Origin of the sequence: Stenotrophomonas sp. SbOxS2 (assembly GCF_013416715.1) — a bacterium.
Taxonomy (GTDB): Bacteria; Pseudomonadota; Gammaproteobacteria; order Xanthomonadales; family Xanthomonadaceae; genus Stenotrophomonas; species Stenotrophomonas lactitubi.
Genome location: NZ_JAAVXD010000005.1, coordinates 257,407 through 277,218, shown reverse-complemented (window position 1 = coordinate 277,218; position 19,812 = coordinate 257,407). Strand labels below are relative to the sequence as shown.

19 protein-coding genes are annotated in these 19,812 nt (G+C 66.4%); 8 read left to right on the top strand and 11 right to left on the bottom strand.

Annotated elements, in window-relative coordinates:
• Positions 1–227 precede the first annotated feature (227 nt).
• The 3 genes from gorA to HFK18_RS10850 all read right to left on the bottom strand — a co-directional run bounded on the left by gorA (position 228) and on the right by HFK18_RS10850 (position 3,615).
• Entirely contained in the window at positions 228–1,586 is a 1,359-nt protein-coding gene (gene gorA, locus HFK18_RS10860) for a glutathione-disulfide reductase (protein WP_180166293.1), read from the bottom strand.
• Positions 1,587–1,788: 202 nt separating this feature from the next.
• On the bottom strand, positions 1,789–3,033 hold the full coding sequence (locus tag HFK18_RS10855; protein WP_180166292.1) for a DUF418 domain-containing protein: 1,245 nt from the start codon (positions 3,031–3,033) through the stop codon (positions 1,789–1,791).
• A 99-nt stretch (positions 3,034–3,132) separates the two neighbouring features.
• On the bottom strand, positions 3,133–3,615 hold the full coding sequence (locus tag HFK18_RS10850; protein WP_025876084.1) for a peptidylprolyl isomerase: 483 nt from the start codon (positions 3,613–3,615) through the stop codon (positions 3,133–3,135).
• Between the two features lie 111 nt (positions 3,616–3,726).
• Here HFK18_RS10850 and HFK18_RS10845 point away from each other — a divergent pair, with 111 nt between their 5' ends.
• The 3 genes from HFK18_RS10845 to HFK18_RS10835 all read left to right on the top strand — a co-directional run bounded on the left by HFK18_RS10845 (position 3,727) and on the right by HFK18_RS10835 (position 6,755).
• A complete protein-coding gene (locus HFK18_RS10845; protein WP_049466242.1) occupies positions 3,727–4,266 on the top strand; it encodes a C40 family peptidase in 540 nt (179 codons plus the stop codon).
• 132 nt (positions 4,267–4,398) lie between these two features.
• Positions 4,399–5,175: a C40 family peptidase gene (locus HFK18_RS10840; RefSeq protein ID WP_180166291.1), complete on the top strand. Its 777-nt coding sequence runs from the start codon at positions 4,399–4,401 to the stop codon at positions 5,173–5,175.
• Positions 5,176–5,402: 227 nt separating this feature from the next.
• Positions 5,403–6,755 carry a sigma-54 dependent transcriptional regulator gene (locus HFK18_RS10835; RefSeq protein WP_180166290.1) on the top strand — a complete coding sequence of 451 codons (1,353 nt, stop codon included), beginning with the start codon at positions 5,403–5,405 and terminating at the stop codon, positions 6,753–6,755.
• A gap of 44 nt (positions 6,756–6,799) precedes the next feature.
• Here HFK18_RS10835 and HFK18_RS10830 read toward each other — a convergent pair whose 3' ends face one another.
• The 7 genes from HFK18_RS10830 to HFK18_RS10800 all read right to left on the bottom strand — a co-directional run bounded on the left by HFK18_RS10830 (position 6,800) and on the right by HFK18_RS10800 (position 13,888).
• Positions 6,800–8,089, bottom strand: a complete 1,290-nt coding sequence (locus HFK18_RS10830) for a transporter (RefSeq protein ID WP_180166289.1) — start codon at positions 8,087–8,089, stop codon at positions 6,800–6,802.
• A 45-nt stretch (positions 8,090–8,134) separates the two neighbouring features.
• The gene (locus HFK18_RS10825) at positions 8,135–8,887 is read right to left on the bottom strand and encodes a hypothetical protein (protein WP_180166288.1); all 753 of its coding nucleotides are present in this window, start codon (positions 8,885–8,887) and stop codon (positions 8,135–8,137) included.
• A 13-nt stretch (positions 8,888–8,900) separates the two neighbouring features.
• Complete coding sequence (locus tag HFK18_RS10820; protein ID WP_180166287.1) at positions 8,901–9,605, bottom strand: C39 family peptidase; 705 nt, start codon at positions 9,603–9,605, stop codon at positions 8,901–8,903.
• A gap of 140 nt (positions 9,606–9,745) precedes the next feature.
• Entirely contained in the window at positions 9,746–11,128 is a 1,383-nt protein-coding gene (locus tag HFK18_RS10815; RefSeq protein ID WP_089236356.1) for an adhesin, read from the bottom strand.
• 44 nt (positions 11,129–11,172) lie between these two features.
• Positions 11,173–11,787, bottom strand: coding sequence for a hypothetical protein (locus HFK18_RS10810; RefSeq protein WP_180166286.1), 615 nt, complete (start codon positions 11,785–11,787; stop codon positions 11,173–11,175).
• Entirely contained in the window at positions 11,784–12,266 is a 483-nt protein-coding gene (locus tag HFK18_RS10805; RefSeq protein WP_306669834.1) for a hypothetical protein, read from the bottom strand. The genes HFK18_RS10810 and HFK18_RS10805 overlap by 4 nt, the downstream gene beginning before the upstream one ends.
• Before the next feature lie 287 nt (positions 12,267–12,553).
• Positions 12,554–13,888 (bottom strand): dicarboxylate/amino acid:cation symporter, encoded by a 1,335-nt coding sequence (locus HFK18_RS10800; RefSeq protein ID WP_025876066.1) that lies wholly within the window; start codon positions 13,886–13,888, stop codon positions 12,554–12,556.
• A gap of 154 nt (positions 13,889–14,042) precedes the next feature.
• Here HFK18_RS10800 and HFK18_RS10795 point away from each other — a divergent pair, with 154 nt between their 5' ends.
• The 5 genes from HFK18_RS10795 (at position 14,043) to HFK18_RS10775 (ending at position 19,324) form a co-directional block, all read left to right on the top strand.
• Complete coding sequence (locus HFK18_RS10795) at positions 14,043–15,749, top strand: alkaline phosphatase (RefSeq protein WP_180166284.1); 1,707 nt, start codon at positions 14,043–14,045, stop codon at positions 15,747–15,749.
• Entirely contained in the window at positions 15,746–16,291 is a 546-nt protein-coding gene (locus HFK18_RS10790; protein WP_180166283.1) for a WG repeat-containing protein, read from the top strand. Before HFK18_RS10795 ends, HFK18_RS10790 begins: the two co-directional genes overlap by 4 nt.
• Before the next feature lie 581 nt (positions 16,292–16,872).
• On the top strand, positions 16,873–18,159 hold the full coding sequence (tilS, locus tag HFK18_RS10785) for a tRNA lysidine(34) synthetase TilS (protein WP_343202955.1): 1,287 nt from the start codon (positions 16,873–16,875) through the stop codon (positions 18,157–18,159).
• 36 nt (positions 18,160–18,195) lie between these two features.
• Positions 18,196–18,456, top strand: coding sequence for an exodeoxyribonuclease VII small subunit (locus tag HFK18_RS10780; protein ID WP_006381978.1), 261 nt, complete (start codon positions 18,196–18,198; stop codon positions 18,454–18,456).
• A complete protein-coding gene (locus HFK18_RS10775) occupies positions 18,446–19,324 on the top strand; it encodes a farnesyl diphosphate synthase (protein WP_180166282.1) in 879 nt (292 codons plus the stop codon). Before HFK18_RS10780 ends, HFK18_RS10775 begins: the two co-directional genes overlap by 11 nt.
• Positions 19,325–19,394: 70 nt before the next feature.
• Here the strand turns inward: HFK18_RS10775 and HFK18_RS10770 are convergent, their stop codons facing one another.
• The gene (locus HFK18_RS10770) at positions 19,395–19,757 is read right to left on the bottom strand and encodes a DUF4870 domain-containing protein (RefSeq protein ID WP_099818995.1); all 363 of its coding nucleotides are present in this window, start codon (positions 19,755–19,757) and stop codon (positions 19,395–19,397) included.
• Positions 19,758–19,812 lie beyond the last annotated feature (55 nt).

The following is a 19,812-nucleotide window of genomic DNA, read 5'->3' as shown; positions in this document are numbered from 1 at the left end:
GCCGTTCCGACAGATCGCGGAAATCTGTCGAAGGCGGGGTGGGTCCGGTTGCGGGGGTGTCCGCGGCATGGATGCCGCGGCCAAGCCCCCACGGATGGGTTTACGGCGTCCCCCGCCACCGGACCCACCCCGCCATCCCACAGGAAGCACGCTTTTGCTGTTGCTTTGGCTGTTGCTGTTGCTGTTGCTGTTGCCGGCCAGCGGCCGGCACTACCGTGAGTGTCGGCTCAGCGCATCAACACCACTTCTTCAGCAGACGTCGGGTGAATCGCCACCGTGTCGTCGAACTGGGCCTTGGTCGCACCCATCTTCACCGCCACCGCGAAACCCTGCAGGATCTCGTCGGCCGCTTCACCCAGCAGGTGTACACCCACCACACGCTCTTCCGGCCCGGCACAGACCATCTTGAACAGGCTGCGCTGGGTGCCGTTGGCCAGTGCCTGCAGCATCGGCCGGAACCGGCTGTGGTACACCGTCACCTGCTCGAAGCGCGCACGTGCGTCTTCCTCGCTCATGCCCACTGCGCCCAGCGGCGGGTGCGAGAACACCACGCTGGCCACGTTGTCATAGTCCATCTTCGCGTCCGGGCGGCCACCAAACAGACGATCCATCAGACGACGCGATGCAGCCACGGCAACCGGCGTCAGGCCGACCTTGCCTGCGATGTCACCGACCGCATGCACGCTCGGCACCGCCGTGGTCTGCCACTCGTCCACCTCTACCTGCTGGTGTTCGCCGATGCCGATGCCCAGTGCCTCCAGACCGAGATCCCTGCTGTTGCCGCGCCGGCCGGTCGCGAAGAACACGGCGTCGAACACGCTGTCGATCGGACCATCATGACCGAACGCGCGCACGCGTTCGCCCTCGCGCTTCAACTCACGCAGGCGGTAATCGAAGTGGATGCGGACACCCTGCTGGCGCAGGTTCTCGGCAAGCTGCGCGGTCAGCTCGTAGTCGAAGCGCTCCAGCAGGCGACTGCCACGTACCAGCAGGCTCACCTTGCTGCCCAGCGCCTGCAACAGCCCGGCAAGTTCCACCGCGATGTAGCCGCCGCCGATGATCGCGACCTCGGCCGGTGCCGCGCGCAGGTCGAAGAAATCGTCGGACACCAGGCCCAGTTCGGCGCCGGGAATGTCGGGCCGCTGCGGATGGGCGCCGGTAGCAATGAGGATCTGTGCAGCGCTGTACTGCACGCCATCACTGCACGCCACGGTGTGCGCATCCAGCAGATGGCCACGGGCCGGGATGCGCACCACGCCGGTTTCATCCAGGCGCTTGTGGTAACTGGTGTGGATGTTGCTGATGTAGGCCTGGCGATGGATCACCAGTTCCTTCCACGACAGCGCCGGACGCGCCTCCACGTCGAAGCCCATCGCGCTGGCCAGGCCGATGCGCTCGGCCAGATCGGCGGCAAGCCACATCGCCTTCTTCGGCACGCAGCCTACATTCACGCAGGTGCCGCCCAGTTCGCCCGGCTCCAGCAGGGCAACACGCTTGCCATGCTGCGCAGCGCGGATGGCACCGGCCAGGCCAGCGGAACCGCCGCCAAGGACGATCAGATCGTAGTCATAAGAAGGAGTGTTCATCGGAATCGCTCGGGTCGACAGGGAACAGGATCGATGACGGGCGCGCGCCCGCAGAAAAGATCGACAGGCAGCTGGCTGGCGCAGGCGCTCATGCTGCGGCGAGCATGCCATGCTCCGCTGCAGGCCAGACGTGAGGGTGTACAACGGCATGCTTGGCGATGCGCGCAGCCGCACAGGACGATGCACGCGCAGTCGGCATCGATCACCCCTGCGCGGCCTCACGGCGCATCGCCGGCCACTGCTGGTATGTCATCGCACGCCACAGCCATTCCATCGGACCGAAGCGGAAACGGCGCAGCCACAGATGGCTGAGGATTACCTGCACAGCGAACAGCAGCAATGCCAACAGCAGCTGCCAGGCACGCGGCACTGCATCGAACCACCCCAGCCCGTAGTGATAGAACAGCAACGTACAGACCAGCGATTGACCAAGGTAATGGGTCAGCGCCATCCGGCCGACCGGCGCCAGCCAGCCCATGCGCGCACGCCAGTGCACGATCCAGGCCAGGTAGCCCAGGCACATCGGCACGCCACCCACGGCCACCAGTGCCATTGCCGCAGTGGTCGGCAGGTCATAGACACCCGGCGCCAGATAGGGCTTCCACAACACACCCGCCAGGGTGACCAGCAGGCCCAGAGGCAGCGCGACCCAGCGCAGGCCGGCATACAACCGGGGGAAACGCTCGGGCGCGGTCAATGCGCCGCTGCCAGCGAACCAGGCACCCAGCAGGAACATGCCCAGCACTTCGGGTCCGGAAATGAACATGCCGCCCAGCGACGCGCCGAACTCATGCAGGCGCTGCACGTTGGCCTGCATCCAGTCGCCCTGGCCATACACCAGACGTTGCTGGTCGATGCCCTGCTGCGCATCGACCAGCATTTTCTGCAGGTCCTGCGGGGTGGCCATCGACACCATTGCGCCGACCAGCAGCATCAGCGCGACACCCAGTGCATACACCAGCAGCCCCATCCACGGCAGCCAGCTGCGCGGTGCTTCGCGGCAGGCCAGCAACGGCAGCGAGGCCAAGGCATACAACACCAGGATGTCGCCGGACCAGACCAGCAGTGCGTGGCACAGGCCGATCAGCAGGAGCCCGGCGCTGCGGCGCAGGTAGAACGGCGTGAACGGGCGGCCCGCTGCCTCGGCACGCTGGGCCATCACCGCAAAGCCCGCCCCGAACAGCAGCGAGAACAGGGTGAAGAATTTTCCCTGCACGAACACATAGACGAAGGCATCGGCCCAGTAGTCGATGCCCTGCCAATGCGCGTCGATGCCCGTAAAGGCTAGGTCCAGCGGCCCGCTGAGGGCCTCGATGTTCATCAGCAGGATGCCCAGCAGGGCAAACCCGCGCAGTACGTCCAGCAGGGCGATGCGTTCGCCGGAAGCCACCGGTTGCAGGGAAGGGGAAGCGGTGTTCACGGGGCATCCGGCGTGCAGGTCCGTCATTATGCCGCCGGCCTGCGGACCATGGATGGCTCCGCCCTGTTCCACATACGCAACGGCCCGCCGAAGCGGGCCGTTGCTGCCATCACGATCGCAGCGCGATCAGTGCTGGTGACCGCCGTCGCCGTGGACGTGGCCGTGTTCGAGCTCTTCCTTGCCGGCTTCGCGCACGTCGACGATCTCGACGTCGAAATGCAGGTCCTTGCCGGCCATCGGGTGGTTCAGGTCGACGTCGACCACGCTCATGCCGACCTTCTGCACGGTCACGGCACGCGGGCCGAAGTTGGTCTGCAGCACGACCTGCTGGCCCGGGACCAGCTTGGCGGTACCGAAATGCTTCTTCGGCACGCGCTGGGACAGGCCATCACGGCGCTCGCCGTAGGCATCGGCCGCCTTGACGTCGACGTCGAAGGTCGCGCCGGCTTCCTTGTCCATCATGGCGTTTTCCAGGCCCGGGATGATGTTGCCGTGGCCGATCAGGATCGCCAGCGGCTCGCCGCGGTCCTTGGACGATTCGATCGGCTCCTGGCCGGCCTCGGAGACGGTGTAGTGGAAGCGGACAACGCGGTCTTTTTCGATCTTCATGCGCAACTCTGTCTGGATCTGCCGGAGGCAGGCGGGTTGGGGCGGGTTGTCGCCCGGCGGGGACGCCGCCATCATGACGGCCAATCCAAGGTCGCGCATTATCCGGAGAACATGCACATCACGCCAGTTTCGTCCGGCACGCGCCGGCGCCTCGCGCCCGCCCTGCTGCTCGCCCTGCCCCTGCTGCTGACCGCCTGTGGTGGCGGCAAGGCCGTCCGTTCCGCACCGCCACCACCTGCGGCAAGCTGGCCCAGCACCACACCGGACAACCCCGAGGCCGCCAATTCGGTGCTGATGCGTGCCATCAGCCTGGTCGGCACGCCCTACCGCTACGGCGGCAACACGCCCGAATCCGGCTTCGACTGCAGCGGCCTGGTCGCCTACGTCTACCGTGAAATGCTGGACCTGAAGCTGCCGCGGACCTCACGCGACCTGGCGGCGGTACAGGGCCCGAAGATCGACCCGAAGCGCCTGGCAACCGGCGACCTGGTCTTTTTTGGCAGCCGCGGCAGTGTCAGTCATGTGGGGATCTACGTCGGCGAAGGTCGATTCGTGCATGCCCCGAGCACCGGCGGAACGGTCCGCCTGGATTCGCTCAGCGGCCCCTATTGGAAGGACCACTACACAGGGGCAAAACGCGTCCTTCGCTAAAATGAACAGGCGATATGTTCAAAACTGTGACAACCATCACTATGAAACTAACGATTTACTAACGGAATTTTTAACTTATTACCGCTTTTACAGGGCATGATGCCCCATCGTTTTTTTCCTTGTGACCGACGCGTGACGACAAACGACCCGACGTGCCAAGGCCAGACCGCCGCTTCTTCGCGTAGTGTCCGCCCGCTTCTGCTGGGCTTGGCATTGTGTCTGACCAGCCTTCCGGCCTGGTCGCAGTCCGCTCCCACCCGTACCGATGCGACCCCGGCTTCGACCGCCGAGACCGCCCCCCGCGCAGCCGCCAAGGCCGACGCCACCGCTCCGCAGCGCAGCCGCGCCGATGCCGCCGCCAGCGCCACCCTGGCCGCCCTGCTGCCGCATCTGGCCGCCAATGACACCATTCCCCTGATGGACCGCTCGGCCATGGTGGCCGGTGACCTCAGCCGCCTGCTCGCCAATTACGACACCAGCAGCGCCGCCAATGGCAGCGTCGTTGTCGGCAACGCTGCCGACAACGGCAAGGTGCAGTCGCTGCTGCGCCGGGCCATGACCCTGCTTGGCACCCCCTACCGTTGGGGTGGCAGCAATCCAGACAGCGGCTTCGACTGCAGCGGCCTGGTCGGTTATGTGTTCCGCTCGGCTCTGGGCATCGAGCTGCCGCGCGTCTCGCGTGAAATGGCACATGACGCCAATGCCGAACTGATCAACGACCGCGCCGCCCTGGCCGCAGGCGATCTGGTGTTCTTCGGCCGCAAGGGCCGGGTCGACCACGTCGGCATCTATGTGGGCGACGGCCGCTTCCTGCATGCCCCGAGCACCGGCAAGGACGTCCGCGTCGACACCCTGCTCAGTGGCTACTGGGGCAACAAGTTCATGCAGGCCCGCCGGGTCGATCTCTGATTCGAGGCCGTCCACGCGTGACCTGACAAGCCGCTGCCCTGCAGCGGCTTTTTTGTTGGCTGACCGAAAGCATGGCCGCTGGTCGACGCATGCTGCGTTGGTCATTGATGTCACGGTCCGGTTGGGCCGCAACCGGCCACCCACGTGCGGCCGCAGCATCCCGGCGTGGGGCGGCACGCTGAGATGGCCCGTCTGCCGCTCGCGTTGCCCGGATGCTGGGGGAAGGCATGGCGGCAAGCCTGGAGATTCCATCGCGCTGCGTGATCTGGTTTGGCCAGCCACCGGCAGCCGAGCGCGGCGCGCTGGCGGCCGCCGGCTGGCAACTTCGCTGTGTCAGCCCTGCGCCTGCCATGGCCATTGGCCTGCGCGGCCGCGATCATCTGGTCGCCGTCGTCGATCTTCGCCATCTGGATGCAGAGGCGGCGCAGTTGCTGCTGCCGTGGATCGAAAAGCACCATCACCTGCCGTGGTTGGCCGTGCTGCCCGCGGGGCTGGGCAGTCCTCCACCGGCCTGGGGGGCGCTGCTGCGGGCCTGCCAGGATCAGTTCTCTCTGCCGCTGGAGCTTCCCGATCTCCTGTCGGCGATGCAGCGCCAGTGCGACGGCGACGACGTGCCGCTTGCCGCGAACCACAACGGTGGCGGTCTTCCCGCACTGATCGGCAACAGCGCCCCCCTGCTGGCCGTCCGCGCTGCCCTGCACAAGTTCGCCCCGGTCGAGCTGCCGGTGCTGGTGACGGGCGAGACCGGCACCGGCAAGGAGCTGGCCGCGCAGGCGCTGCATGCGCTGTCCGGGCGTGCGGGAAAGCCCTTCCTGGCGGTGAACTGCGGCGCCATTCCCGCCAACCTGGTCCAGTCCGAACTGTTTGGCCACGAGCGTGGCGCTTTCACCGGTGCCTCCCAGCGTCGCATCGGCCTGTTCGAAGCGGCCCACGGCGGCACCGTATTCCTCGATGAGGTTGGCGACCTGCCCGCGGATGCGCAGACCAGCCTGCTGCGGGTGCTGCAGGAGGGCACGCTGGAACGGGTGGGCAGCAACCAGCCACTGCGGGTGGATGTGCGCGTGCTGGCGGCCACCCATGTCGAACTGGAGCAGGCGGTCGCCCACGGCCGCTTCCGGCGCGATCTCTACTACCGCCTCAATGTGCTGCGCCTGCCGATGCCATCGCTGCGCGAACGTGGCGCCGATGTCCTGTTGCTGGCCGAACACTTCCTGCGCGCATTCCGCCAACGTCATGCCGGCCGTGCACGTGGCTTCGATCCTGGCGCGCGCCAGGCGATGCGTGGGTTCGACTGGCCGGGCAACGTGCGAGAACTGTTGAACCGCGTACAGCGGGCGGCGATCGTGGCGGAGGGAGAACTGATCAGCGCGGCCGACCTGGATCTGGTCGAACCCGATGCGCCCGCACGGCGCGCGCTGCTGCAGGATGCGCGTGGCCAGGTGGAGCGCGATGTACTGCTGCAGGCCCTGCGCCAGCATGGCTACAACGTGTCGGCGTGCGCGCGGCACATGCAGATCTCGCGGGTGACGGTCTATCGGTTGTGCCGCAAACATCATCTTGAGCTGCCGGCGCAGCGCTGACCGCTGGCAGCTTGAAGCAGCCGGGCATGGCCCGGCCGCCCCGCCTACAACATGTACGGCACCTTGAAGGCCAGCGTGAAGTCCGGCGCATCCGGGGTCAGGCCGATGCCCAGCATCGTCACCAGCGTGGTGTGCTGGTTCAACGCGTAGGTCACGCCGAGATTGAGCGACGCCGCATTGGCATCGCTGCCGATCACCTTCACCCATTCACCGCCCTTGAACCGCGTCGAGGCGCGCGTGCTGATCTTGTCGCTGAAGGAAATGCTCAGGCTGGTGCGCTCGTTGAACGCGAATGCCACACCGGCACCGAAGTACACCGAACCACCCAGCTTCACGTCACCGGGGTTGACCGTATCCGGGTTGCTGTCGATATCGCTGAAGCCGCGCGGGAACGAATGGATGTAGCCGGCGTTGGCGAACAGGATGGCCGGATCGGCGGTCTTCACCATCGACACGCCCAGGTTGGCCTGCCACACCCCGTTGCCGGTCGGCTGTTCCTGCGGCACCGCGAAGCGGATGTAGTCATCGTCATCGCGCTCGATCACTTTCCAGTCCAGGCCATAGGGCGCGCGACCCGTTGGAGCAGTCACGCCACCGGTCAGTACCGTCTCCGGGCGCCAGCCGCGTTCGGCGAACAGCCGGTAATTGGCACTCAGGCTGACATCGCCGATGCCACTGCCGTTGGTTTCTTCCTGCGCGATCGCCGCTGCTGCACCGCCGGCACCGCCCTTCTGGTAGACCGTGCGCCGGGCCAGATATGGCACGTCCAGGTTCAAGGTGAGGTTGGGGCTGACGCCCCAGCGCGCGGCCAGGTTGTAGGTCAGCGAATCGGATTCGACGTTCTCGATCGCGATGTTGCCGAGGAAGATCGCATCCAGGGCGAGGAAGCCGTTGAGGGTGAGTTGCTTGCGGTCGTAGCGCGCATAGGTGAGGCCGTTCTCGATGGTGAACCGGCGCGAGAACAACGCCGCCTGCTGCTGCTTGACGTCGTCCACGCTGCGCCGTGCCTCCTGCTTGGCCTGCTGTGCCTCGGCCGCGCTGCTGGCATAGCCTTCGCTGCTGGGCGGAACGGCGGATGCTGCAGCGGGCGCCAACGGCGCTGCGGGCGTCGTACCGGGACCTGCGCGACCACTCAGCCGCGCCTGCATCGCCTGCACCTGCATGTCCAGTTCGCGCAGGCGGCGGACCTCCTGTGCGTAATTGGCCTTGAGCTGTTCCAGTTGCGCGATCAATGCCTGCATGTCGGCGCCGTCACTGGGCGCGGGCTGCTGGGCGAAGGCAGTGACCGCCAGCGCCGCCAGCGCCAGCGGAGTAAGCCGGTAGAGAGTGTGCATGTCGGTGACCTGCGTTGTACGTCGATTCCCCCCGACCAGGCCGTGTTACTGGCCTGGGCCCATGCCGCGGTTCATCCCGATCGCCTGGGCCACGTTCTGGCTCAAGGGCAGGTTGTTGGCCGCGGTATTGCGTACCAGCTCCAGCTGCAGCCGGTTGCTGGCGGTCTGACCATCGCCGGCCAGAGCAATGCCCTGCCCCACGCTGCCATTGCGGATCCATTGCTGTACCAGGCTCTGCCCGTCGACCTGCAGCAGCAGGCGCGCCTGGTTGCCATCGAGCATGGCCGTGGCGGTAGCGCCACCCTGTTGTGCCTGCGCCATGCGGCTGCCGTCATCGGTCATCGCTGTCGGCACCGCGCCATCACGCACGGTCAGCGTGGTCACGTTGCGCGCTGTGTTGCCATCGCCGGCCACCTGCACGCTCTGCACCAGTCCGCTGGCATTGGCCAGGCCGGTACTGTCGATGCTGCGCCCTGCCGTGGTCGGCAACGGTGCGTCAGCGGCAGTGACGTGGACGCTGGGCTGGAAGCTCAGTTTCGGTGTCCCGCCATTGCGGAAATCCATGCCCAGGGTCAGCGCGCCCTGCACCACCGCACCGTTGGGTCCCTGCCACTGCGAAATCATCGTCACCCCGAACCACGCCACGTTGTTGCCACCGACGGTGTAGCGGCCACGCATCAGGTTCAGTTCGGGATCGGGTATTTCCTTCAGGCCACGCCCCGGTGCACCGTCTGCCGCCATCAACGGCGACACCGACAGCATCAGCAGCAGGGCGAGTACTAAACGTTGGCATTGCATGATCGTGCCTCCTTCAGAACAGGTCGGCGTGGCTGAAGCCGAAGTCGACCAGTTCGGCATCGGTGATCGGTCCCTGCCGCGCATACAACGCGCGGGCACTGGGCCGTTCGCTGGGTTGCAGCAGCACCGTGTTGCGATCGAAGTCGCTGCCGATCACGACGAAAACAGCACGTGACGGCCAGGCGGCGCTGAACTCTTCCAATGACAGGCTGCGGTTGCCCAGAATCGGATCGGCCACTTCCACCACGCCGTCGCGCACCTGCTTGAGCACGACGAAATGCCGGAAGCCGCGTACATCCATCAGCACCAGTCCAGGAACCCGCAACGTGCGCAGCCGCGATTCATCGATGCGATAGCCGCGTCCACGCATGCCCAGCGATTCGACATAGCGTTTGATGTCCAACAACGAGAAACCGCGTTCCTTGACCAGCTGTGGATCGGATACCCCCATCATTCCCTCGATCACCGTCGCCTCGGTGGTGTCCAGGTGGTAGGCATAACGCAGGATGGTGGCCAGAGCGGCCGCCCCGCAGCTGTAGTCGGTGTGCTGCCGCACCAGGTTGCGATAACGCCGCTCCTGCATGCTTTCCACCTTCTGCTGCAGCAGCGCGCCATTGGGCAGCACCCCGCTGAACACCACCTCGCCTGCCCAGCCAGATGCGCTGGTCAACAGCAGCAGGCAGGGCAGCAAACGCAACCACCAGCGATGACCGGCCATGCTGTTCTCCACGAGAAGGAAGGAGCCCCTGCCCCAAGGGGGAGGAGGGACAGGGGCTCCCGGGGGAACCCGGCCATTGGCGGATGGCCGGGCTTGTTGCGCTCAACGCAGGTTCGCTGCGAAAGCGGTCACACCGTGGATCATTCGCCGCCGCCGGTCCCACCGCCGGTGCTCGGCTGTGCCACGGCCAATGCCAGGCTGTTGGCCTGCAGGTTGCCGGTACCCGATGCCACGTTCACGCCGATGTTGCCGGACGCGCCGGAGAACGCGCTGCCGGACAGTGCCGAGGTGTTGGTCGCATTGACGTTCACCCAGCGGGTGGTGCTGACCGTGCCACTGAGGCTGGCATACAGGTCGGCCACGCCCAGCTCGACGAACTGGCTGGTGCCGCTTTCACGCGTATCGAAGCCCAGGCCACCCACTCCCGGCCGGTTCGGGTTCATCGTTGCGTTCTGGATCTCGTTGTCCAGATCGATGTGCCCGGTCGCATTGCCACCCGGATGCGGCAGATCGCCACTCCACGTATCGAGGTAGTAGTTGGCCATCTGGTAGGCATTGCCGGTGCCGCGATAGGTACCGGCACCCACGGCCAGGGTACCGCCAGCGACGCGACCGCTCAGGCCGACCTGCACCGTATCGGTGTAGGACTGCACGAAGCCGGCGTTGGACACGGTGTTGCCGGTGGACACCTGGTTGGAGCTGATGCTCGACTGCGCCATCGCACTGGTGGCTACCGATGCAGCAAGTGCGTTCTTCTGCTCGTTGTTGTTGCCCGAGGCGATGTTCACACCGATGTTGCCCGATGCACCGCCGAAGGCATTGCCACCGAGGCCTGCGGCGTTGGTGACGCCGGAGTTCATGGTGGTGTTGCCGAAGCCGGCCTGGTTGACGAACACCTCGGCGTCGGCCATGCCGAAGCTGAAGGAGGCATCCGCAGCCGACAGCGACGCAGCGTTGTCCTGCGCGTTGTTGTCACCAGCCACCACGTTGAAGCCGAGGTTGCCGGAGGCACCGGCGCCGACATCATCGGCGATCGAAGCGCTGTTGGTGACCAGGCTGTTGCCGGTGAGGTTGTTGCTGATCGACTGGCGGTTGTCGATCACGGCGATGGCGGCCGAATCCAGATCGATGTCACCGGTGATGGTCGGATCGCCGGAGAAGTTGATGTCCGAACTCAGCCGCAGGTCCTTCTCCAGGTTCACGTCGACGCCGTGGTTGTTCTTTTCCTTGCGCTCGTCGGCCTGGATGTTGCTGTTCTTCTGCACCTGCTCGTTGACGTTCACCGTGCGATTGCGGGTCACGTTCGAGGTATCGGTGTTGTTGCGTACCGTGGTGTTGCTGCGGGTCCAGTTGCGGACTTCGTTGTCGGTGTGGTTGTGCGTGTCGTTGCGGGTTTCGGTCACGACGTGGTTGTGGTTGATGTTCGCATTGGCGTTCTGGTTGTCCCAGCCATTGGCCGCAGCAGCGGTCGAGGCAGTGGCAATTGCCATGGCGAGTACGGTCTTTTTGACAGTCGCTTTCATGGTGCCCTCTCTCTCATCAGGTGATTGGTTCGGGTGGGTGGTACTCACGGGTTGCCCTGCACGACCAGGCCCAGAACATTGGCCGTATCGTTTCGCGCTCCCGCGATCTGATTGAGTTGCAGGACACCGTCGAAGCCCCGCAGTGCCGTCGAGGAAACGCCGACACTGCGGATACCCGCCGCAACACCGTCACCGGTGTCGCCCTGCCCCCCTGCTGACGCGATGTCCGAGGCGGCCAACGCCGTGTCATCGGATTCGCGTATTCCTTGCCGGGCCAGCGTCGCGCTGACGACATTGAGCGTCGTGTTGGCGATGCCGCTGGCCTGGTTGATCGATGCAATGCCACTGGCCCCTGCCAGTGCCTGTCCGGCGATGTGCGCGCTGGCTTCCAGTGGTGCCGACAGCACCACATCGTTGCTGTGCTGCTGCCGTGCGGCGATGGCCACGTCGGCGCGGTCGCCGCTGGCCATGCCATGCAGGTTGGCCTGGAGGTTGAGATCGCCGGCCGCCTGGTTGATGGCGATGGCACCACTGGCACCGGCCAGCGCGTGGCCGTCGATGCGGGTCACGTCGAGGTAGGCCAACATGCCGCTGTAGTCGTCGGCCAAGGCTACGGCCGGCACTGCCAGCCAGGCCGCCAGCAGCACTGCGCGCTTCACTTGCCACCCGCCTGCGCCGGTGCGCCCAGCGGGAACTGCGATAGTGCGCCGCGCACGGTATCGCCGATGCCGCGTGTGGTATTGCCGACCGCACCCAGCGGGCCGCTCATCGCACCGCTGAGGCTGCTGCCACTGATCATCCCCTCGCCCGAGCGGCCGAGGGTTCCGCCCAATGCCTGCTGGGTCACCCGCTCGACGGTGGTGACACCGTGCGCGTGCACGTTGCCGGACTGACCGGCACCGAGACCGGCGTAGTCGTCCTCGCTGAGTTCATCCATGCCGCTGGCGGCGCCACCGCTGCCGAGTGCAGCGGCGATCTCATGTTGCGGTTTCGGATCGGCGATCAATGCCACGCCGGGCGGCGCCATGCGGTAGGCCGGGCGCGTGGCGACATCGCGCAGCAGGACGATTTCACCCGGCTGCGCCTTCACCCCCTGGCGGGCACCCGAGGCCGCAGCCGCCAGCGGAACGACCAGCATCAGCAGCAGCGCCAGCTGCCGGCCCGAAACAGTGAAAAGGGTGGTGCTGCCGTCCATGCCGCTCTCCCGTTGCCTATGCGCAGGGAGTGAGCAGCTTTCGTGCCAACACCGGGAGGCCGTCGCAGCAGGGGTTTCACGGGCAACAGCACGGCGGCATGACGCCGCAGTGTTACAACTTCGTTCGGATTTCGTTGGCCTTAACGCGCAGGAAACACCACTGCGCAAGGCGCCATCGGGGCTGTATCAGCAGTGTTACAGGTACTGATACAGCCCGTTGCAGTGCCGCTTCAGGCGCGCGGCGGGCTCGGGTCGGGATCATCGATGCCGACGTTGGTCGACGGGTTGTCGTACACCGTCTGGTCGAGCAGGCCGGTTTCCTTGGCCACCAGCACCGGCACCAGCATCTGACCGGTCACATTCGTCATCGTGCGCATCATGTCCAGGATGCGATCGATCGCGTACAGATAGCCGATGGTTTCCAGCGGCAGGTTGGCCGCGCTCAGTACCACCGTCGCCATGATCACCGCCGTACCCGGCACGCCGGCGGTACCGAAGCTGCCCAGCACCGAAGCGATCAGCACCACCACGTACTGCTCGGGCGTCAGCGGCACACCGCTGTACTGGGCGATGAACACCGCGCACAGCGCCGGATAGATCGCGCCGCAGCCGTCCATCTTGATGCTCGCGCCCAGCGGCACCGCGAACGAACCGTAATCCTTGTTCACGCCCAGGTTGTGGGTGATCGAACGCAGCGCGACCGGCATCGCCGCGAAGCTGGAGGAGCTGACGAACGCCACCTGCATGCCCGGCGCCGCGCCGCGGAAGAACTTCAGCGGGTTCAGGCCGTGCGCCAGCAGCAGCGCGCTGTACACCACCACGATGTGCAGCGCGCAGGCCACGTACAGCGCCAGCACGAAGTGGCCCAGCGGCAGCAGCTTCTCGAAACCATAGCTGCCGACCAGGCCGGCGATCAGGCCGAAGGTGCCGATCGGGGTGACTTCCAGCACGAAGCGGGTCACCTGGATCATGATGTCGCTCATCTGCCCGACCAGCTTGCGCGCTTCGGTCACCTTCTCGCCGAGCTTGACGATGGCAAAGCCGACCAGGCCAGCGAAGAAGATCACCGGCAGGATCGAACCACGGCCTGCGGCCAACACGGTTTCACCGGCGGCGTTGACCTTGGTGCCGATGCCCGACAGCGCGTAGAACACGTTGGACGGCACCACATCCAGCAGCACCTGCACCACGCTGGGCACTTCGCGCGGCACATAGTTGCTGGCCATCGACAGCTGCAGGCCACCGGCGCCGGGCTGCAGCACCGTACCCACGCCCAGGCCCACGCATACCGCGAGCGCGGCGGTGATCACAAACCACAGGAACGTGCGCCCGCTGAGCGCGGCCACCGATTTCTGGCCGTGCAGCGAAGAGATCGCGTTGATGACCGCGAAGAACACCAGCGGCACCGCGATCATCTTGATCAGGGTGACGTACAGCTCGCCGAGCGGGCCGAACCAGGTTTCAGCGGCCGGGCCAAGCGCCCAGCCGGCCAACGCACCGAGCACGAAGCCACCGACCACGCGCTGCCAGAATGGAATCCGCAGCCAGGCAGAGACCAGCTTCATAGGCAATCCAAGGGGGTAGGAAGGGATGCTGGCACGATAGCCCAAGGCGGGCCGCAGAACGACCGCCCACATGGCAAATCAGTGTGTCATCGGCGTGCCTTGCGAGGCCGGGCATAATGAACGTCCCGTTACACTTTGTGAGATCCCAGCGTCCATGCGTCGTTCCGTCTCCCTGTTGGCCGCCTGCGCCACGACCCTGCTGCTGGGCGCCTGCGCCAGCACCGCCCCCGCGTCCGCCCCGGCCGGCCTGAAGGTCAGCGTCGCCCCCGTCGCCCACCCTGCCGGTGAAACCCCGCAGTGGTGGTACCGCAGCGGTGCCGCCCAGGCGGCCGCCAATGGCGCGATGGCCGGCAAGGCCAAAAACGTCATCCTGTTCCTGGGTGATGGCATGAGCCTGACAACCGTGGCTGCCTCGCGTATCTACGAAGGCCAGCAGAAGGGCGGCTCGGGCGAAGAGAACCTGTTGTCGTGGGAGCGCTTCCCGGCCACCGCGTTCAGCAAGACCTACAACACCGATTCGCAGACGCCGGATTCGGCCGGCACCATGACCGCCATCACCACCGGCGTGAAGACCCACATGGGTGCGATCGGCGTCAGTGCCGGCAGCCGCACCGACTGCGCCGACAGCCTGTCCAAGGGCCTGCTGACCTGGCTGCAGCTGGCCGACAGCGCCGGCCTGGCCACCGGCGTGGTCTCCACCGCACGCCTGACCCATGCCACGCCGGCCGCGACCTACGCGCATTCGCCCGAGCGCAACTGGGAAAACGACACCGACCTGACCGAAGCGGCCAAGGCCGCCGGCTGCAAGGACATCGCCCAGCAGCTGCTGTCGACCTCGCGCTACGGCCGTGGCCCGCTGGTCGCCCTGGGCGGCGGTCGTGGTGAATTCACCACCGTGGAAGAGCGCGACCCCGAGTACGACGACAAGGTCGGCCAGCGCCTGGACGGCCGCAGCCTGGTGCAGGAATGGCAGCAGGCGCACCCGCAGGGCGCCTATGTGTGGAACAGCAAGCAGCTGCAGGCCGCCGCCAACGCTCCGGCGATTCTTGGCCTGTTCGAGCCGGACCACATGCGCTACGAGTACGAACGCCCGCAGGACCCGGCCGGTGAGCCGAGCCTGGCCGAGCTGACCGCTGCAGCGATCAAGAACCTGTCGCGCCATCAGGAAGGCTACGTGCTGATGATCGAAGGCGCGCGCATCGACCACGCCAACCACAGCGGCAACGCCTACCGTGCGCTGACCGAAACCGTGGCCCTGTCCGATGCCGTGCGCGTGGCCAACGAGCTGACCTCGGCCGACGACACGCTGATCATCGTCACCGCCGACCATTCGCACACCCTGAACTTCGTCGGCTACCCGGCCCGTGGCAACCCGATCCTGGGCAAGGTGAAGGACAAGGGCGGCGAAGACGGCGCGGGCAAGCTCGACCTGGCACTGGATGGCAACGGCCAGCCCTACACCACCCTGAGCTATGCCAACGGCCCCGGCCACACCGGCACCAGCAACCAGCAGCCGGCGGGCCCGAAGCGCTACCCGCACAACCCCAGCAGCTTCGAGCCGGCCAACGGCCGCCCGAACCTGCACGATGTCGATACCGAGCATCCGGACTATATGCAGGAAGCGTTGGTCCCGATGAAGTCCGAATCGCATGGTGGCGAGGACGTCGGCATCTGGGCACGCGGCCCGGGCAGCAAGGCGATCCGCGGCACCTTGGAACAGAACGCGATCTACCACATGATCGTGCAGGCCACCCCGGCCCTGCGCGACCGCCTGTGCAAGGCCGGCACCTGCGACGACAAGGGCGTACCGGTGGAACTGCCGGCACCGGTCACCTTCGAGCGCAAGGCGGACAGCAAGTGATGGCCCGGCCGGCACGCCCTGCCCTGGCCAACCTGCGCCGTGCGCGCTGGCTGGCCCTGCTGGGCGTGCTGGCCAGTACCTGCGCGTCAGCGCAGGGGCCGGCCTGCAAGGTCATGACCGAAGAACACGGGTTGTGGATGCTGCCCGGCTGCAAGGTCGTCGATCACAAGCCGCAGATCAGCGCGGACACCCTGCAGGATCTTCCCTACGACGCCGATGGCCTGGCGCTGGTACAGACTGCCGACGGTTTCCACTACGTCGACCGTCGCGGCCGCAGCCAGGCGGTGATCACCTGGGACAACGGCGCAGATCCGCTGCAGGAAGGCCTGTTCCGCGGCCGCGTCGGCAATCGCGTGGGCTACTTCAACGCCGCCTTCGAGCAGGTGATTGCGGCCACGTTCGATTTTGGCTGGCCATTCCAGGACGGCGTGGCCGAGGTCTGCAACGGCTGCCGCCGAGGCACGCCCGATGGCGACGGGCATACGCCGATGGAAGGCGGCGAGTGGTTCCGCATCGATCGTTCCGGTCGCCGGCTGAAGTAAGGGGTTTATCGGCAGGGCTGCGCCCTGCACCTGCCGAAACAACGGCAACAGCCGAGCAACAGCGACAGCAACAGCGGCATTCCGTGGGATGGCGGGGCGGTGTCGGATTGCGGGGACGCCGTGAACCCATCCATGGGGGCTTGGCAGCCGCATCCATGCGGCTGACACCCCGCAATCCGACACCGCCCCACCTCTGACAGTTGGCCGGTGGCCAGTAGATCCACGCCATGCGTGGATGCTCTTCGATCAACTGTCGAAATATTCAATTTCGATTGAAATTCATCCACGCATGGCGTGGATCTACGTGTCGACCAAGGTCGACACCCACCAAAGGCAGGCCATGCCGTTCCAACAGATCACGGAGATCTGTCGAAGGCGGGGTGGGTCCGGTTGCGGGGGTGTCCGCGGCATGGATGCCGCGGCCAAGCCCCCATGGATGGGTTTACGGCGTCCCCGCAACCGGACCCACCCCGCCATCCCACGGAACGCCCGCTGTTGCTTTGGCTGTTGCCATTGCCCTGGCATCGGCAGGTGCAGGGCGCAGCCCTGCCGGTTCACCCACCCACCCTATACTTGCCGCCGTGACCGCCTTCCCCGCCCTCGTTCCGCTGGATGCACCGCTGCTGGTCGGCTACAGCGGTGGGCTGGATTCGACCGTGCTGCTGCACTGGCTGTGGCAATCGGCGCAGGCCGCCGGCACGCCGCTGCGTGCCATCCATGTCCACCACGGCCTGCAACCGGCTGCCGATGATTGGGTGCGCCACTGCCAGCAGCAATGTGCTGCGCTGGGCATCGAACTGGCCGTGCACCACGTGCAGGTCAGGCGTGAGGGCGGCCATGGCCTCGAAGGTGCTGCCCGGCTGGCACGCCGCGCGGCATTCACCGCCGAATTGCAGGCTGGAGAAACCCTGGCGCTGGCCCAGCACCAGGATGACCAGGCCGAGACCTTCCTGCTGCGCGCGCTGCGCGGTTCGGGCATCGATGGGCTGGCGGCGATGACCGCTGACAGCCACCTCGATGGCCATCGGCTGTGGCGGCCATTGCTCGATGTGCCTCGCAGCAGCCTGCAGACCTACGCCACGACTCACGGCCTGCACTGGATCGAAGACCCCAGCAACAGCGAAGACCACGCCGACCGCAATTTCCTGCGCCTGCGGGTACTGCCGCTGCTGCGCCAGCGCTGGCCACACGCCACTGCCGCATTGGCCGGCAGCGCCGCGCATTGCGCGCAGACCCGTGCATTGCTGGATGAAGAAGACGCCGAGCTGCTCGCTCACCTGGAAGTGGCACCACGTGTGCTGTCGCTGGAGCTGCTGCGCCAGGTCGCACCGGAGCGTGCTGCGCGCGTGCTGCGTGCGTGGGTACGCCAGCACAACGCAGCACCGCTGCCGGCGCACGTACTGCGGCAGGCACAGAACGAATTGATGATCGCCGGCGCCGATCGGCAATCGCAGGTGCGTTGGCAGCAGCACGCCATCCGCCAGTGGCGCCAGCACGCCTACCTGCTGCCGGCAGAACTGCCGGCTCTGCCGAAGGACTGGCAGGCGGCGTGGGACGGCCGCGCGCCGTTGCAGCTGCCCGACGGCGGCCAGCTGCGCCTGCTTGGCACGGACGGCTTCGAACACCCGCTGCAACTGCGCGCCCGTCAGGGCGGCGAACGCATCGTACTGCCCGGCCGTACGCATTCATCCGCGCTGAAGGACTGCCTGCAGCGCGAGCATTTGGCGCCCTGGCGACGCGCGCAGCTGCCCCTGCTGTTCGACCGAGAGCAGCTGCTGGCGGCCGCCGACGTGGTTGTTTCCGCACCGCTGCAGGCCTGGCTGCAGGCACACAATGCACAGTTGCAGTGGCATCCGGGCGGCTGGTGAATTGACCCTCGCGCGCGCGCCGTCCACACTTGTCGCATGGCCAAGAAGTCCCCCGAAAACGCCTCCCCGGTCGCCCAGTTCGAGCAGTCGCTCGAATCGCTGGAACAACTGGTGGAGCAGATGGAAACCGGCGAGCTGAGCCTGGAAGCCTCGCTCAGTGCTTACGAACGTGGCGTGGGTCTGTACCGCCAGTGCCAGCAGGCGCTGGAGCAGGCCGAACTGCGCGTGCGTTTGCTCAGCGATCCGGCCCAGCCCGAAACCGCCGAACCCTTCGATCCGCCCAGCCATGACGGCTGAGGCGTTGTTCGCGCGCTGGCGCGACCGTATCGAAAGCCAGCTCGACGCCGCCCTGCCCTCACCGGCCGAAGCCCCGCAACGCCTGCACCAGGCAATGCGCTATTCCGTGCTCGGTGGCGGCAAGCGCATGCGCCCCTTGCTGGTCTATGCCGCCGGCCAGGTGTTCGGTGCCCCGCTGGACAGGCTCGATGCCGCAGCGATGGCGGTGGAGCTGATCCACGCCTATTCGCTGGTGCACGACGACCTGCCGGCCATGGACGACGACGCCCTGCGCCGTGGCAAGCCCACCACCCACATCGCCTTCGACGAAGCCACCGCGATCCTCGCCGGTGACGCACTGCAGACCCGTGCGTTCGGCCTGCTGGCCGATGCGCCCCTGCCGGCGGCATTGCGTGTGGCATGCCTGCAGACCCTGGCCCATGCCTCCGGCGCGGCCGGCATGTGCGGCGGCCAGGCGCTGGATATTGATGCCACCGGCCAGCAGCAGTCGCTGGCAGCGCTCACCCGCATGCATGCGCTGAAGACCGGTGCGCTGATCCGCGCTGCCGTGCGCATGGGCGCGCTGTGCGGTGAAGCGCCCGAACCCGTGCTGGCCCAGCTCGACGGTTTCGCCGATGCGCTCGGCCTGGCCTTCCAGGTCCGCGACGACATCCTCGATGTCGAAGCCAGTTCCGAGCAGCTGGGCAAGACCGCCGGCAAGGACCAGGCCCAGGACAAGAGCACCTTCCCCGCCCTGCTCGGCATGGACGGTGCCAAGGCGCAGCTGCGCGAACTGTCCGCTCGCATGCAGCAGGCGCTGGCGGGCTATCACGAAGAAGCCGATGCGCTGCGCGCGCTGGCCACGCTGGCGGTGGAACGCGACCACTGAGGCAGCGTGCCGCCACCAACAAAAAACGCCCGGCAGTGCCGGGCGTTTTCGTATCCGCGTACAGCCTGTCTTACTTGATCAGGCGCAGTGCGAACGGGTAACGGTAAGCTTCGCCGTTGTTGGCCTTGACCGCAGCGATGATGCTGAAGACCAGGCTGATCAGGCCGACGATCGGCATCAGGATCGCGCCGATGACCACGATGGTCAGGATGATGCACACCACCATTGCGATGGCCACGGTGATCTGGAAGTTCAGCGCTTCCTTCGACTGGTCGGTGACGAAGGCCTTGCTGGCGTCATCCTTGTTGATCAGCCAGATGATCAGCGCGCCGATGAAACCGGTGAAGATGCCCAGCAGGTGCGCTGCCAGGGCCATGGTGCGCTGGTCGGCAGGCACGCTGCTCGCCGCCGGGACGTTCTCGAATTCGCTCACGACAAAACTCCTTTTTATTGGGTGGTCTTGACCGACCGGCGGCAAGCCGGTCGCG